The sequence below is a fragment of the Herbaspirillum lusitanum genome (assembly GCF_046025995.1).
Taxonomy (GTDB): Bacteria; Pseudomonadota; Gammaproteobacteria; order Burkholderiales; family Burkholderiaceae_D; genus Herbaspirillum; species Herbaspirillum lusitanum_A.
In genome coordinates this window covers 148,856-162,863 of the sequence record NZ_JAQQFM010000006.1, presented here as the reverse complement: position 1 = coordinate 162,863, position 14,008 = coordinate 148,856, and the positions used below count along the sequence as shown (strand labels likewise).

11 protein-coding genes are annotated in these 14,008 nt (G+C 59.8%); 6 read left to right on the top strand and 5 right to left on the bottom strand.

Annotated elements, in window-relative coordinates:
* The first annotated feature begins 103 nt into the window (after positions 1-103).
* The 5 genes from PQR62_RS14560 to PQR62_RS14540 all read left to right on the top strand — a co-directional run bounded on the left by PQR62_RS14560 (position 104) and on the right by PQR62_RS14540 (position 3,670).
* A complete protein-coding gene (locus PQR62_RS14560; protein WP_408158684.1) occupies positions 104-295 on the top strand; it encodes a hypothetical protein in 192 nt (63 codons plus the stop codon).
* A 109-nt stretch (positions 296-404) separates the two neighbouring features.
* Entirely contained in the window at positions 405-1,319 is a 915-nt protein-coding gene (gene argF, locus PQR62_RS14555; RefSeq protein WP_408158683.1) for an ornithine carbamoyltransferase, read from the top strand.
* Positions 1,320-1,377: 58 nt separating this feature from the next.
* Entirely contained in the window at positions 1,378-2,712 is a 1,335-nt protein-coding gene (gene argG / locus PQR62_RS14550; RefSeq protein ID WP_408158682.1) for an argininosuccinate synthase, read from the top strand.
* Positions 2,713-2,736: 24 nt separating this feature from the next.
* Positions 2,737-3,051 carry a pyrimidine/purine nucleoside phosphorylase gene (gene ppnP, locus PQR62_RS14545; protein ID WP_408158681.1) on the top strand — a complete coding sequence of 105 codons (315 nt, stop codon included), beginning with the start codon at positions 2,737-2,739 and terminating at the stop codon, positions 3,049-3,051.
* Between the two features lie 160 nt (positions 3,052-3,211).
* Complete coding sequence (locus PQR62_RS14540) at positions 3,212-3,670, top strand: NUDIX hydrolase (RefSeq protein WP_408158680.1); 459 nt, start codon at positions 3,212-3,214, stop codon at positions 3,668-3,670.
* A gap of 40 nt (positions 3,671-3,710) precedes the next feature.
* Here PQR62_RS14540 and murB read toward each other — a convergent pair whose 3' ends face one another.
* Positions 3,711-4,736 (bottom strand): UDP-N-acetylmuramate dehydrogenase, encoded by a 1,026-nt coding sequence (gene murB, locus PQR62_RS14535; protein WP_408158679.1) that lies wholly within the window; start codon positions 4,734-4,736, stop codon positions 3,711-3,713.
* A 167-nt stretch (positions 4,737-4,903) separates the two neighbouring features.
* Between murB and PQR62_RS14530 the strand changes: the two genes are divergently transcribed.
* Positions 4,904-5,389, top strand: a complete 486-nt coding sequence (locus PQR62_RS14530) for a YajQ family cyclic di-GMP-binding protein (RefSeq protein WP_050461239.1) — start codon at positions 4,904-4,906, stop codon at positions 5,387-5,389.
* 109 nt (positions 5,390-5,498) lie between these two features.
* Here the strand turns inward: PQR62_RS14530 and aroG are convergent, their stop codons facing one another.
* The 4 genes from aroG to PQR62_RS14510 all read right to left on the bottom strand — a co-directional run bounded on the left by aroG (position 5,499) and on the right by PQR62_RS14510 (position 13,807).
* Positions 5,499-6,563, bottom strand: coding sequence for a 3-deoxy-7-phosphoheptulonate synthase AroG (gene aroG, locus PQR62_RS14525; RefSeq protein WP_408158678.1), 1,065 nt, complete (start codon positions 6,561-6,563; stop codon positions 5,499-5,501).
* 576 nt (positions 6,564-7,139) lie between these two features.
* Positions 7,140-8,600, bottom strand: a complete 1,461-nt coding sequence (gene tldD, locus PQR62_RS14520; protein ID WP_408158677.1) for a metalloprotease TldD — start codon at positions 8,598-8,600, stop codon at positions 7,140-7,142.
* Positions 8,601-8,621: 21 nt separating this feature from the next.
* Positions 8,622-9,428 carry a carbon-nitrogen hydrolase family protein gene (locus tag PQR62_RS14515; protein ID WP_408158676.1) on the bottom strand — a complete coding sequence of 269 codons (807 nt, stop codon included), beginning with the start codon at positions 9,426-9,428 and terminating at the stop codon, positions 8,622-8,624.
* A gap of 140 nt (positions 9,429-9,568) precedes the next feature.
* Positions 9,569-13,807, bottom strand: a complete 4,239-nt coding sequence (locus tag PQR62_RS14510) for a YhdP family protein (RefSeq protein WP_408158675.1) — start codon at positions 13,805-13,807, stop codon at positions 9,569-9,571.
* Between the last annotated feature and the right edge of the window lie 201 nt (positions 13,808-14,008).

The following is a 14,008-nucleotide window of genomic DNA, read 5'->3' as shown; positions in this document are numbered from 1 at the left end:
TCTGGGGCCGGCAGATACAGGGAAACAATCGCGGAACGTCAATTCGCCACTGAATGAAAGACGACCAAAGCATTGAATATCTTCTTTTAGTTATCTTTATTGCATGATTTTCAACGAAGAAATCGCGTGCGGACATGACCGCAGGAAAACCGCTGCGCCTGAAAAATTCGCGCACGGCGGGGAAGAGGAAAAATCTGAAAACGTGGTGAGAATATGGAGCGACGCGGGCTTGATGCAGACTCAGTTCAGCCTTGATGCAGGCTTAATGCAGGCTCGACGCCGACATTTCCCCTGAGCAATAGAGCCGGGTATCTTTTTAAGCCAAATCCCTTATAATCTATGAGTTCAAGCACACAGCGACAGGCAATCGGCGGCAGGCGCCACACCGGCCGCCGTTTTTATTTATGGCAATCAAACACTACCTCCAGTTTTCCGACTTTACGCTTGATGAATACGAGTACGTCATCGAACGCTCTCGTGTGATCAAACGTAAGTTCAAGAATTACGAACCCCATCATTCGCTGGCCGATCGCACGCTGGTGATGGTGTTTGAAAAAAACTCCACACGCACCCGCCTCTCGTTCGAGGCCGGCATGCATCAGATGGGTGGCGCCGCCATTTATCTGAATACGCGCGACAGCCAGCTCGGCCGCGGCGAACCGGTGGAAGATGCAGCGCAGGTGATGTCGCGCATGTGCGACGTGATCATGATCCGCACCTTCGGCCAGGACATCATCGAGCGCTTTGCGGCTTACTCGCGCGTGCCGGTGATCAACGGCCTGACCAACGAACAGCATCCCTGCCAGGTACTGGCCGATGTCTTCACCTATATCGAGCAACGCGGTTCCATCCAGGGCAAGACCGTGGCCTGGATCGGCGACGCCAACAACATGCTGTATTCGTGGCTGCAGGCGGCGCAGGTGTTCGGCTTCCATGTGAACGTGTCGACTCCGAAGGGTTACGACATCGACCCTGCGCAAGTCGCACCGGGCAACAAGAATTACACCTTCTACAGCAATCCTGCCGATGCCTGCCAGGACACCGATCTGGTCACCACCGACGTGTGGACCAGCATGGGTTTTGAAGATGAAAACGCCGCGCGTCTGAAAGCCTTCGACGGCTGGATCGTCGATCAGGCCAAGATGGCGCGCGCCAAGCCTGATGCCTTGTTCATGCACTGCCTGCCGGCTCACCGTGGCGAAGAAGTCGCCGCCGAGGTGATCGACGGCCCGCAATCGGTAGTGTGGGACGAAGCCGAAAACCGTCTGCACGTGCAAAAGGCGCTGCTCGAATATCTGGTGTGCGGCAAGATCGTCTGAGGACGACGCGCTCTCACCTCTCCCGTTAAAGTTACAACAACCTCATCTCGGTAAGATCATGTCCAACATCCTGCAATCCGTTCCGGTCAATGAAAAAGTCGGCATCGCCTTCTCCGGCGGCCTCGATACCAGCGCTGCGCTGACCTGGATGCGCCAAAAGGGCGCCATCCCTTACGCCTACACGGCCAATCTGGGCCAGCCGGACGAGCCTGATTACGACGCCATTCCGAAGAAGGCCATGCAATACGGTGCAGAACTGGCGCGCCTGATCGATTGCCGCGAGCAGCTGGCCAACGAAGGTATTGCAGCGCTGCAAAGCGGCGCCTTCCACATCTCGACCGCCGGTGTGACTTACTTCAACACCACGCCGCTGGGCCGGGCCGTCACCGGCACCATGCTGGTCGCTGCAATGCGTGAAGACAATGTCGACATCTGGGGCGACGGCAGCACCTTCAAGGGCAACGACATCGAACGTTTCTATCGCTACGGTCTGCTGGTCAACCCTAACCTGCGCATCTACAAGCCATGGCTGGACGCCACCTTCATCGATGAACTGGGCGGCCGCAAGGAAATGTCCGAGTTCATGATCAAGTCCGGCTTCGACTACAAGATGTCGGTGGAAAAAGCTTACTCGACCGACTCCAACATGCTGGGCGCGACGCACGAAGCCAAGGATCTGGAATTCCTGAACAGCGGCATGAAGATCGTGCAGCCGATCATGGGCGTGGCGTTCTGGCGCGACGAGGTCGAAGTCAAACGCGAAGAAGTCACCGTGCGCTTTGAAGAAGGCCGTCCGGTTGCCCTGAACGGCAAGACCTTCGACAACATGACCGACCTGATCCTGGAAGCCAACCGCATCGGCGGCCGTCACGGTCTGGGCATGAGCGATCAGATCGAGAACCGCATCATCGAAGCCAAGAGCCGCGGCATCTACGAAGCCCCTGGCCTGGCGCTGCTGTTCATCGCTTACGAACGCCTGATCACCGGCATCCACAACGAAGACACCATCGAGCAATACCGCGACAACGGCCGCAAGCTGGGTCGCCTGCTGTATCAGGGCCGCTGGTTCGATTCGCAGGCCATCATGCTGCGCGAAACCGCACAGCGCTGGGTGGCGCGCGCCATCACCGGCGAGGTCACCATCGAACTGCGTCGCGGCAATGACTACTCGATCCTCAACACCGAGTCGGCCAACCTGACCTATCAGCCAGAGCGTCTGACCATGGAAAAGGGCGAAGGCGCATTCACGCCGCAAGACCGTATCGGCCAGCTGACCATGCGCAATCTGGATATCATCGACACGCGTCAGAAGCTGGCGATTTATCAAAGCACAGGCCTGCTGGCCACCAGCAACGCCGTATCGCTGCCGCTGCTGGACAAAGACACGAAGTAATCATCGCAACCCAGAGAACTCAACATGACCACTCAATTCGACAACGTTACCGTCCTCAAAAAGGGCAATGTCTATTTCGACGGCAAGTGTGTTTCGCACACCGTGATTTTTGCTGACGGCACCAAGAAGACACTGGGCGTGATTCTGCCGGCTTCGCTGACCTTCAATACCGGCGCACCGGAAATCATGGAAATCAACGGCGGCAGCTGCCGCGTGCGCCTCAAGGGTGAAGAAGCCTGGAATACCTACGCCGCAGGCACCACTTTCGACGTGCCGGCCAACTCCAGCTTCGACATTGAAGTGACCGAGACTCTGGATTACGTCTGCCATTTCGGTTGATGCCCATCAGGCATTAAGCAGGACTCAAAAAAACCGGACGCGCAAACGTCCGGTTTTTTTATTGAGCAGCGCTTTTCCAATCCGCTCTGGCACATGCAGAGACTCCATCAGCACACATCGAATCGACATCGCCTCATTCACTCACGACTGAAAGCCATACATGAGAACCCGCCCCTCTTCACGCCTGCTGATACGCGACACCGAAGGCCGCGTATTGCTGTTTCGCTTTCATCATCGTGAAGGTGCGCTGGCGGGCCAGGATTACTGGGCGACACCGGGCGGCGGCGTGGATCCCGGCGAGACTTATGAGCAGGCCGCCTGCCGTGAACTGCGGGAAGAGACCGGCCTGCAGACAAACCATCCCGGCCCCGTGGTGGCGCAACGCGAATTCATCTTGCAGTTGCCGGACGGCGAGCATGTGCTGGCGCAGGAGCGCTTCTTTGCCGTCAAAATGGAGGATAGATGCACGACCGGCACCTTATCCGATCAAGGCTGGACGGAGCAGGAAAAGCAAGTCATCGCCGCCCATCGCTGGTGGTCGAGGGAAGAATTGGCGAACGCGGATTTCAGCTATTTTCCGGAGGATCTGCTGTCGATACTGGCCAGTCTGGACGACTGAAAGGATGACTGAAATTCGGGCCGGACAACTTGCCTGCAGCTCAGATGAACACCGGCTCCGGCTCCAGCAACACACCAAAGCGCGCCTGCACATCCGACTGAATCGCATGCGCCAGACCCGCAACATCTGCACCGCTGGCGCCCCCCAGATTGACCAGCACCAGCGCCTGCTTGGGATAGACGCCGGCAGCGCCGAGCGACTTGCCCTTCCAGCCGCATTGGTCGATCAGCCAGCCGGCCGCCAGTTTGTAGCTGCCGTCGTCCTGGCGATAGCTGACCAGGGTCGGATGTTGCTGCGTCAGGGCATCGCGCTGTTGCGCGCTGACGATGGGATTCTTGAAGAAACTGCCGGCATTGCCGATCTGTGCCGGATCGGGAAGTTTTCTGCTGCGGATGGCGATCACCGCATCGGCGATCTGCTGCGGCGTCGGCGCAGTGATGCCGGCGTCGTTCAGCGCCTGCGCCACGTCCGCGTAGTTGACGTTGGGCCGCCATGATTTCGGCAAGGCGAAGGTGACATCCAGCACCACCGCGCGATCGCGCAATTCATGCTTGAAGACGCTGTCGCGATAGCCGAAGCGGCTGGCGGCCTTGTCCAGTGTCAGCACTTCGCCGCTGACAAAATCGAAGGCAGTCAGTTGATGAAAACGGTCTTTTATTTCGATGCCGTAGGCGCCGATGTTCTGGATAGGCGCGGCGCCGACGCTGCCGGGGATCAGCGAAAGATTTTCCAGCCCGCCCAGACCTTGCTGCAAGGTCCATTGCACGAAGCGATGCCAGTTTTCGCCGGCAGCGGCGCGTACGTAAAAGTAGTCCTCATCTTCGTCGACAATCTCAATGCCGCTGCTGCGCATGTGCAGCACCAAGCCCGGGAAATCGCGCGTCAGCAGCAGATTGCTGCCGCCGCCCAGCACCAGACGCGGCCAGCCGGCCAGCTCCTTGCTGTCGCGCACGGCGCGCAGGGTGTCGACGCCGGCTACCGGCAGATAGGCTTGCGCGCGGGCATCGATCCCGAAGGTATTGAGCTGGCGCAGCGAGAAGTCGCGTTGTAATGGAATCGGAAACATAAGCGCAGGATTATAGCTGCATCGCGCACGCCCGCAGCACGCTGCATGTCATGCCGTGCTGCCGGGCCGCTGTCAGAGAACAAGCAATAGCCGGGTCCGCCGCAGTCCGTTAAAATCACGCCCTGGATGCTGTGATTGCACAGCGCGCAAGAATAAAGGAAACCGCCATGCCCTCATTTGATACCGTCTCCGAAGCCAATCTGGTGGAAGTGAAGAATGCCGTCGATCAGGCCAACAAGGAAATCACCACCCGTTTCGACTTCAAGGGCAGCGACGCCCGCGTCGAACAGAAGGAACGCGATCTGACCGCCTATGCCGACTCCGAATTCCAGCTCGGCCAGGTGCGCGATGTACTGACCAACAAGATGACCAAGCGCAACGTCGACGTGCGCTTCCTGGATCACGGCAAGATTGAAAAAATCGGCGGCGACAAGGTCAAGCAGGTGATCAAGGTCAAGAACGGCATCGAGACCGAAGACGCGAAGAAGATCGTGCGTGTCGTCAAGGACAGCAAGATGAAAGTGCAAGCCAGCATTCAGGGCGACGCCGTGCGTATCACCGGCGCCAAGCGCGACGACCTGCAAGCCGCGATGGCGATGCTGCGCAAGGAAATCAAGGATCTGCCGCTGGAGTTCAACAACTTCCGCGACTGATTCCGATTGCGTCAGGACAAAAAAACGCCGGCAAATGCCGGCGTTTTTTATGGGGGAAAAGAATCTCTTCCCGCCCCTCTCCTGCATCAGTTTAAAACTGCAGCAAGGCTCACTCTTTGTCGCCGACCAGACGACGCTGCTTGACCGCATCGGCCAGACCTTGCAATACGCCCAGGCTTTCTTCCCAGTTGATGCAACCGTCGGTGACCGACTGGCCGTAGGTCAGCTCCTTGCCCGGCACCAGATCCTGACGACCTGCCACCAGGTTCGATTCCACCATCACGCCGACGATGCGGGTATCCCCCGCCGCGACCTGAGCACCGATATCGCCGCAGACCGGGATCTGGTTTTCAGGCTTCTTCGAGCTGTTGGCATGCGAAGCATCAATCATCAGGCGCGCAGCCAGGCCGCTCTTGGCAATATCCTGGCAAGCCGCATCGACGCTGGCAGCATCGTAGTTCGGCGCCTTGCCGCCGCGCAAGATGATGTGGCAGTCTTCATTACCGGCGGTGGAGACGATGGCCGAGTGGCCGCCCTTGGTCACCGACAGGAAGTGGTGCGGCTGCGAAGCGGCCTTGATCGCATCGACCGCGATCTTGACGTTGCCGTCGGTGCCGTTCTTGAAACCGACCGGGCAGGACAAACCTGAAGCCAGTTCGCGGTGCACTTGCGATTCGGTGGTGCGGGCGCCGATCGCGCCCCAGCTGATCAGGTCGGCGATGTATTGCGGGCTGATCACGTCGAGGAATTCGGTGCCGGCCGGCAGACCGAGGTCGTTGATGTTGAGCAGCAGTTCACGCGCGGCGCGCAGACCGTCGTTGATGCGGAAGCTGTTGTCCATGTAAGGATCGTTGATCAGGCCCTTCCAGCCAACCGTGGTACGCGGCTTTTCGAAGTAGACGCGCATGACGATTTCCAGCTCGCCCTTCAGGCGCTCACGCTCGACCACCAGGCGGCGCGCATATTCCATCGCGGCCTTGGTATCGTGAATCGAACAGGGGCCGATCACCACCATCAGGCGGTCATCCTGACCGTGAAGAATGCGATGCAGCGCGGTACGGCATTCGGCGGTGGTGCTTTCGACTTTTTCAGTGCAGGCAAATTCGCGGATCAAATGCGACGGGGGAATCAGTTCTTTCATTTCTCGGATGCGTAGATCGTCGGTGCGCGGCATTTTTTCTCCTGATTGCTATTTTGGTAATCGACAAAAAAAAACCGCCATCACTGGCGGTTTTTTAGAAATTCGGTTTTTGCTTTTACGAACGCTTACCGCTTTTCACCGCCGTTGGGCTGGAATAGCTAAAGTAAAAGTAGAAAAAGTAAGCGGTAAAAGACATGTCTGCTGTCATGGTTAAATTTGACGAGCGCTCATAGTGCTACAAATAACGGGCTTTGGCAAGCTGGCTCAGCAGTTTGGCGATATTTCGAAATAACTCACAAAACAGCCATTAAATATGATTAAAATTAATTATTTGTGCATTTTATTAAATTTAAAGGCAATAAATACAATAAAAAATCTTGAGGCATGCATGTCAGTGGCCAGGAAATGACGGATGTGATGGCGCTCATGATCTCAAAATATGTGCAAACCGGGCCCGTTTCATCGCTTTCATGCGCTCTAGATTCCCGCAAAATGAAAAAAGCCGCTGATTGCGCAGCGGCTTTTCAATCTTGCTTTCTTTCCGGATAAAACCCCGCTTGGCGGGATCAGCTCTTCAGCAAGTCGGCATGGAATAAAGCTCAGGCCCGATCAGCCTGTTCCGCCTACGGTCACGCCATCCAGACGCAAAGTCGGCTGGCCGACGCCCACCGGCACGCTCTGCCCTTCCTTGCCGCACACGCCGACGCCGGAATCCAGCTGCATATCGTTGCCGATCAGCGAGACGCGGTTCAGCACATCCGGACCGTTGCCGATCAGCGTCGCGCCCTTCACCGGGTAGGTGATCTTGCCGTCTTCGATCATGTAGGCTTCGCTGGCCGAGAACACGAACTTGCCGTTGGTGATATCGACCTGACCGCCGCCGAAATTGACCGCGTACAAACCGTTCTTCACCGAGGCCAGAATTTCCGCCGGGTCTTTGTCGCCGGCCAGCATGTAGGTGTTGGTCATACGCGGCATCGGCAGATGCGCGAACGACTCACGACGGGCGTTGCCGGTCACCGGCATCTTCATCAGACGCGCATTCATGGTGTCCTGGATGTAGCCCTTGAGAATGCCGTCTTCGATCAGCGTGGTGCACTGGGTCGGATTGCCTTCGTCATCGATGTTGAGCGAGCCGCGACGATCGGCGATGGTGCCGTCGTCGACCACGGTCACGCCCTTGGCGGCCACGCGTTCGCCGATACGGCCGGAGAAGGTGCTGGAGCCCTTGCGATTGAAGTCGCCTTCCAGACCGTGGCCGATGGCTTCATGCAGCAGGATGCCGGGCCAGCCGGGGCCGAGCACTACCGTCATCGGACCGGCCGGTGCCGGACGCGCGTCCAGATTCACCAGCGCGGTGGAGACCGCTTCCGAGGCATATTTTTCCAGCAGCTGATCGGTGAAGTAAGCATAGCTGTAACGACCGCCGCCGCCGCTGCTGCCCATTTCACGACGGCCGTTCTGTTCGGCAATCACCGTCACGGACACGCGCACCAGCGGGCGGATATCAGCCGCGAGCACGCCGTCGCTGCGCGCCACCAGCACCACATCGTATTCGCCGGACAGACTGGCCATGACTTGCACCACACGTGGATCCTTGGCGCGGGCGATGCGCTCTACGCGTTCCAGCAGATTGACCTTGGCCGTGGCGTCCAGCGACACCAGCGGATCGTGCGGCAGATACAGCGAGCGGCCGCCGCTAGGCTGTATCGTGCCGGCCACCTTGATCTTGCCGGCGCCCTGACGGGCGATGGTGCGGGTCGCCGCAGCCGCATCCAGCAAGGCGCTCTCGGAGATTTCGTCGGAGTAGGAAAAGGCGGTCTTGTCGCCCGACACCGCGCGCACGCCGACGCCCTGGTCGATCGAGAAGCTGCCGGTCTTGACGATGCCCTCTTCCAGGCTCCAGCCCTCGCTCTTGGTGAACTGAAAATACAGGTCGGCGTAATCGACCTTGTGCGTGAACATGCTGCCCAGCGTTTTCAGGAGCTTGGACTCATCCAGGCCGAACGGGGTCAACAGCACGTCGCGCGCGACGCTCAGGGCACTCAGATTGGGCTCAAATAATTTCATAAGGGGTACTTTAATCAACATTTAAAGCTTGCGATGGCGCAATGCCGGCAAGCTATCTCGTACGTATTGTAGACGATGGGGGTCAATATCGCCGATAACAAGGCCTTCGCCCTCCGGCAGCACCGACACAATCTCGCCCCAGGGATCAATCAGCATGCTGTGCCCCCAGGTGCGGCGACCGTTGACGTGCTTGCCGCCTTGCGCCGACGCCAGCAGGTAACACTGGTTCTCGATGGCGCGCGCGCGCAGCAGGGTTTCCCAGTGGGCGTTGCCGGTAGTATAGGTAAATGCCGCCGGCATCACGATCAGCGCGCAGTCGCCCATGGCCCGATACAGCTCGGGAAAACGCAGGTCGTAGCAGACCGACAAACCGACCTTGCCGAAAGGCGCCTCAAAGGTCTGCACCGTGTCGCCGTATTCGATGGTGCGCGCTTCGTTATACGACTCCTCGCCCTTGACGAAGCTGAACAGATGGATCTTGTCATAGCGCGCCGCCTGCTTGCCGGACGGATCGTAGACCAGCGAAGTATTGAGCACCTTGCCCTCTTCGCGCGCCACCATCGGCAAGGTGCCGCCGATCAGCCACAACTGATGGCGCTCGGCCAGACCGGCCATGAAATCCTGAATCCGGCCCTGACCGTTCTGCTCGGCATGCGCCATCTTGTCGCGCTCGTGCATGCCCATGATGGGCCAGTATTCCGGCAGCAGAACCAGCCTGGCGCCCTGCTCCGCTGCGGCTGCCACCTGGCGCGCTGCTGCCTCGAAATTCTGCGCCACATCGGGCGTCGATACCATCTGCACCGCGGCTACTTTGAATGTCTCGCTCATGTCGTTTCTCCCCGGCACAGGGCCCTGGACTCCAGCCTGCGCCATGCATCTTCAATGGTGGTCAAGATACTGCTGCGGCTCCCGCCCGCGAAAGAGCAAGCATAAACCTCTGCCCGCAAAGATGCACAGGCATGCAGCAATCAATGCGTAGCGGCGGCCGGCATGGCATTCGCGGCGGCATCGCTGCCGGTTTTCGGCGCGGTGGTGCCGTCGGTCTTGTGCTCCTGCTTGACCACCACCGGGTCGCTCCAGGAGCCGCTGACCTTGTATTCGAAGGTCAGCGATTTCATCACCGGATTGCGCAGGAACAATTGCGCCAGCAAGGTGCCGACGCCGACCACCGGATTGATCGCCATCGCCACCACCGACGCGGTGCCGAGATTGATTTCCGGAATCACCACCAGATGCAGATCCTGCGTTTCCCTGGCGATATTGGCCGAACCGTTCATCAGTACCGAGGCCGTAACGCCGGTCATCTTCAGATTGTCGGTGGTCGCCACGCCTTGCGCAATCGCCGCGGTGCCGACGATGTTGTCGAAGGCAAACCCCTCTGAAAACACATCGCGGAAATCCAGCGCCAGGCGACGCGGCAAGGCCTGCAGATTGAGCACGCCCAGCAGTTTGGCGGCGCCCGGCTCCACCTTCAGGAACTGGCCGCCATGCATGTCCACATGCACCTGCCCGCTCAGGCTCGGAATGTCCAGTTGAAACGGCGCGCCCTTCCAGCTGATGTCGCCGTCCAGCTTACCCGCGCCGCTGCGCACCACGCCGTGGAAGCCGAAACGTTCCAGCAGCTTGCCGGCATCATGCACGTCGAGCGCATAGGTCATGTTGGTGTCGTTACTCTTACCGAAGCTCATCCAGTTGCCGGCGGCGCGGAACTCGGCGTCTTCGTTGCTCAGCGTCAGCCGGTTGATGCGCCATTCGCGCCCTACGCTGACGCGCACATTGTTGGCATTCAGTTCCAGCTTGCCGAGTTTCTTGCCGAACAGCTGGAAGTCGTCGGCCATGATGTCCAGCGCCGGGATCTGCGCATCGCCGTTGTCGTTATCGGTACTGCTCTTGTCCGCGCTATCGCCGGAGGTATCGGCGACGCTGCCCTTCTGGATCACCAGTCGGCTCAGGCGCGCATTCAGACGCCCGGCGCCGCGACCGCTGCGCGACTCGTTCCAGGTAATGTTGCCGCTGGCCTGATCGGAATCGAGATTGATCTGCCAGACGTTCTCGCGATGCACGGCATTCAGATTCACATTGCCGATCCTGCTGCCCTTGAGCGTGACTTCAGGCACGCGCACGCTCACCGAATCGGGCTCCAGATACTGGTCCAGATCGACACCCGATGCCCGAATCCCGGGCTTGCCGCCTGCCGTTTCACCCGACTGCGTGGCAGACTTGCCGCCCTTGATTTCGGTCTTGAAACTGAGCCACTCGTCCAGATTCAGCGCACGTCCACCGATCTGCACGGCCAGTCCGCTGGCCGGTTGCGGTGCAGGCTGGCCGAGGCCGATGCCGCCGCTCAACACTTGCCATTCATCCGATTTGGATGCCACGCGCTGACGCACATAACGGCTGGCGAGCAACTGGCCCAGCGCAAATTTAACCTCATCGCGCTGCACCAGCGCATCGTTGGAAGCCTGCGTCTGCAGCTCGAAACGCAGCGGCATGCTTTCATTCGCCGCCTTCACCAGCGGCGTCGGGAAATTCATGCCGAGACCGAGCAGGTTGGATTCGACGATCACCTCCGGCCGGTGCTGACGCACGATCACCGACGCCGTGTAGCGCGCGCTGCCGCTGACGTGCGCCAGCAGGCGCTGCATCATCGGCTCGGTGTAGGACTTGCGCAGACCGTCGATGGCGACCATGCCTTCCAGCTTGACCTGGGTACTGCCGTCGTGTTGCGTACCGCCCGTGACCGCCACGTTGTCACCCAGGAACTGGCCCCTGATGCCGTTCAGGGTGAAACCCTTTTCATTGAACTCCAGCTTGCCGTTGGTGCGATACATGACCGGCAACGTCGGCATCAGATCGACGTCGTTATTGGTGAACAGCAGCGCGCCTTCGGCCTTGGTGTCGATGGCGTGATGCAAGGGCATCTGGAACTTCAGCTGCAGTTTGCCGTTGCCGCTGGAGGTGGTCTGCTCGGTGGCGTTGCCGATCCAGCGCGCCACCGGGCTGTCGTTGAGGTAGTTCAGCAAGGTCTGCATCGGCGCGGCCGCATTGCCGTCGATTTCCAGCACGGAATCGGCCGCCAGCAAATCGGGCACCACCGCCTTCACATCGGTCAGCGTCGCGCCACGGGTTTTGGCGGTGTCAGCGTGAATTTCAAGTCGGGTGCGGTCGATCAGCAGCTGGCCGCGGCCTTCTTCCAGCAACGGCCATTCCGGCTCCCGGCCTTCCTTGTTGAGATGCCCTGGGGTGTAATTCACTTTCAGGCCATCGAACTTGCCGCTGACGCTGAACTGGCCTTTGGGCTTGTCTCCCGGCTTGCTGGTGTGAAACGGAAAGTCGGCGAGCGCGCCCTTGACCACGATCTGGGCATCGCGCACGGTGCCGTCCATCAGCCCCTTGGTCAGCCAGTTATGCAGCGGCGGCGCCATGTTCAGAGGCAGATAGCGCGCCATGGTCTTGACGTCGAATTCGCTGATCCGGGCGTTGATATCGATCACGCCGGCCGACTTGCCGTTGAGCGGCATGATGTGGGTGCCGCTGAGGCGACCGGCTACGCCCGCCTGGGCAAAGTCCATGTCGTCCACCTGAAACAGCATGGTCTGATCTTTCTGCAGCGCCCAGTGCGCGCGCAGATTGAGCTTGTCGAAGGGCATGACCGGCATGACCGACTGCAGCGGCGGCTGGATGCTGACATGGGTCGAGGCCAGACTCAGCGTGCCGCCTTTTTCCGTGGCGTCGATCTGGCCGTTGAGATTATCGAAACCGGGGGTCGCGGGCCAGAACACCTGCGAAGTCTGCAAAGGCGTCGTCTTGCGGGTTTCGACATGGCGCGCCTGCGGCTTCAGGCCGAGCCCGGAAAACTTGCCGCGCACCTGAAAGGAATCCACATCGGGATAAGTGCCCTGCCATTGCATGGTGAAGTCTTGCAGGCGGCCGCGCGGGTCGAGGTCGCTCAGCAATTGCCGCTGCGACGGCGATAGCGGCAAACGCGCCGCCATCTGCGACAAGGCGGCCAGATCCAGCACGCTGGCTTGCACGCTCATCTTTTCGGCATGCAGACGGGTCGCGGGTTCGTAGACTTCGCTGATGGAGGTGGGCGGCAACTGGAAGCCGTCTTCGGTTTCCACCGAGAAATTATTCAAAGTCACCTTGTGGCCATTGGCGCCAAAGGTCGGCACGCCGTCTTCCGGCGTCGGCCCGAGACTCTCGCTGGCCGAGATCCGGCCATCCACGCGTCGCAGACTGAGCGGCTCCAGCTTCTTGCTCAGCCGCGCCGAAAAATTCTGCAACGCCAGATCGGCCGTGAAATTGGCGATCTTGGCGCGGTCCAGCGTCAGCCAGGCGCGCACCGAGCCGCTGCCCTGGGTGATCTCGATCGGGTAATCGACAAACGCGCGCCACACCGCCAGATCGGTATTGCGCAGATCGGCATACAGCATGCCCTTCCAGCGCGACACGTCGGCGATGTTGGACGCGAACGCCGGGTGGCTGAAGTCGGCGCGCACGTCGAGCGGCGCGGCGTAACTGAGCGGCGGCGTCGCCTTCAGCGCCAGCTTGTGCTGCAGCCATTGGTTGTGCAGCACCAGATTGACGTCGTCCAGCGCCAGCTCGGGCGCATTGCGCTGCTCGTCCAGCCAGCGCAGCTTGCCGTTGCGGATCACGATTTCGCGTTGCGACAGCACCCATTGGGCGCCGCCGTGCTCCTTGCTGTCCGGCACCGGAATCCCGGCCACGTAGAGCTTGCCGGCGGCGTCGCGCCGGATCGCCAGATCGGCATGATTGATGGTCAGATTTTCCAGCCGCAGGCCGGCGGCCAGGATGGAGGTCCAGGACAGCGTGGCCTGCACGTCCGGCAAGGTCAGTTCGGCCTGACGGCCTTCATCACGGATGGTGACATTGGTCAGCGCCAGCTGCGGTCTGAGTCCGCTCCAGGAGGCTTCGATACCTTGAATGGCGACTGTGCGGCCGACCGCCTTCGAGGCCAGCTTTTCGATTTCGGGCTTGTAGCGCGCCACTTCCGGCAGCACGGCGTAACGCAGCGCCAGAAACAGCACGCAAAAAATGAAATAGGCGGCCAGCAGCAGCTTCAGCGTAAAGCCAAGCACATGAAAGGTGGCGCGGTTGAGTCGACGGTAGCTGACCCGCACGATTCGCCAGCATTTGGCCAGGCGGCCAGTTGGTGGTGTGGCGTGGTGTTGGTCTGGGGACATCAGGGTAAGAGTGACAACTCAAGGTAGAATAAATCGGACAAGCGCACATGATCGCATGGAAACTTTGAGGCAGTTAACAAGTATCTCTCAAGTATATCGGCGGGGGATGTCTGAACAGTCTCTCCGCCAGCGCTCAGACGGTGCTCGGGTTCAGGCCTCAACATTCACAAGATCAAGCAGAGACCACAAGACGGACAGCGC

What these genes read in the sequence shown, in the direction of transcription:
- argG (WP_408158682.1), top strand. Translation starts at nt 1,378, where the DNA reads ATGTCCAACATCCTGCAATCCGTTCCGGTCAATGAAAAAGTCGGCATC.
- tldD (WP_408158677.1), bottom strand. Translation starts at nt 8,600, where the DNA reads ATGAAATTATTTGAGCCCAATCTGAGTGCCCTGAGCGTCGCGCGCGAC.
- ppnP (WP_408158681.1), top strand. Translation starts at nt 2,737, where the DNA reads ATGACCACTCAATTCGACAACGTTACCGTCCTCAAAAAGGGCAATGTC.
- PQR62_RS14560 (WP_408158684.1), top strand. Translation starts at nt 104, where the DNA reads ATGATTTTCAACGAAGAAATCGCGTGCGGACATGACCGCAGGAAAACC.
- PQR62_RS14510 (WP_408158675.1), bottom strand. Translation starts at nt 13,807, where the DNA reads ATGTCCCCAGACCAACACCACGCCACACCACCAACTGGCCGCCTGGCC.
- argF (WP_408158683.1), top strand. Translation starts at nt 405, where the DNA reads ATGGCAATCAAACACTACCTCCAGTTTTCCGACTTTACGCTTGATGAA.
- PQR62_RS14540 (WP_408158680.1), top strand. Translation starts at nt 3,212, where the DNA reads ATGAGAACCCGCCCCTCTTCACGCCTGCTGATACGCGACACCGAAGGC.
- murB (WP_408158679.1), bottom strand. Translation starts at nt 4,736, where the DNA reads ATGTTTCCGATTCCATTACAACGCGACTTCTCGCTGCGCCAGCTCAAT.
- PQR62_RS14515 (WP_408158676.1), bottom strand. Translation starts at nt 9,428, where the DNA reads ATGAGCGAGACATTCAAAGTAGCCGCGGTGCAGATGGTATCGACGCCC.
- PQR62_RS14530 (WP_050461239.1), top strand. Translation starts at nt 4,904, where the DNA reads ATGCCCTCATTTGATACCGTCTCCGAAGCCAATCTGGTGGAAGTGAAG.
- aroG (WP_408158678.1), bottom strand. Translation starts at nt 6,563, where the DNA reads ATGCCGCGCACCGACGATCTACGCATCCGAGAAATGAAAGAACTGATT.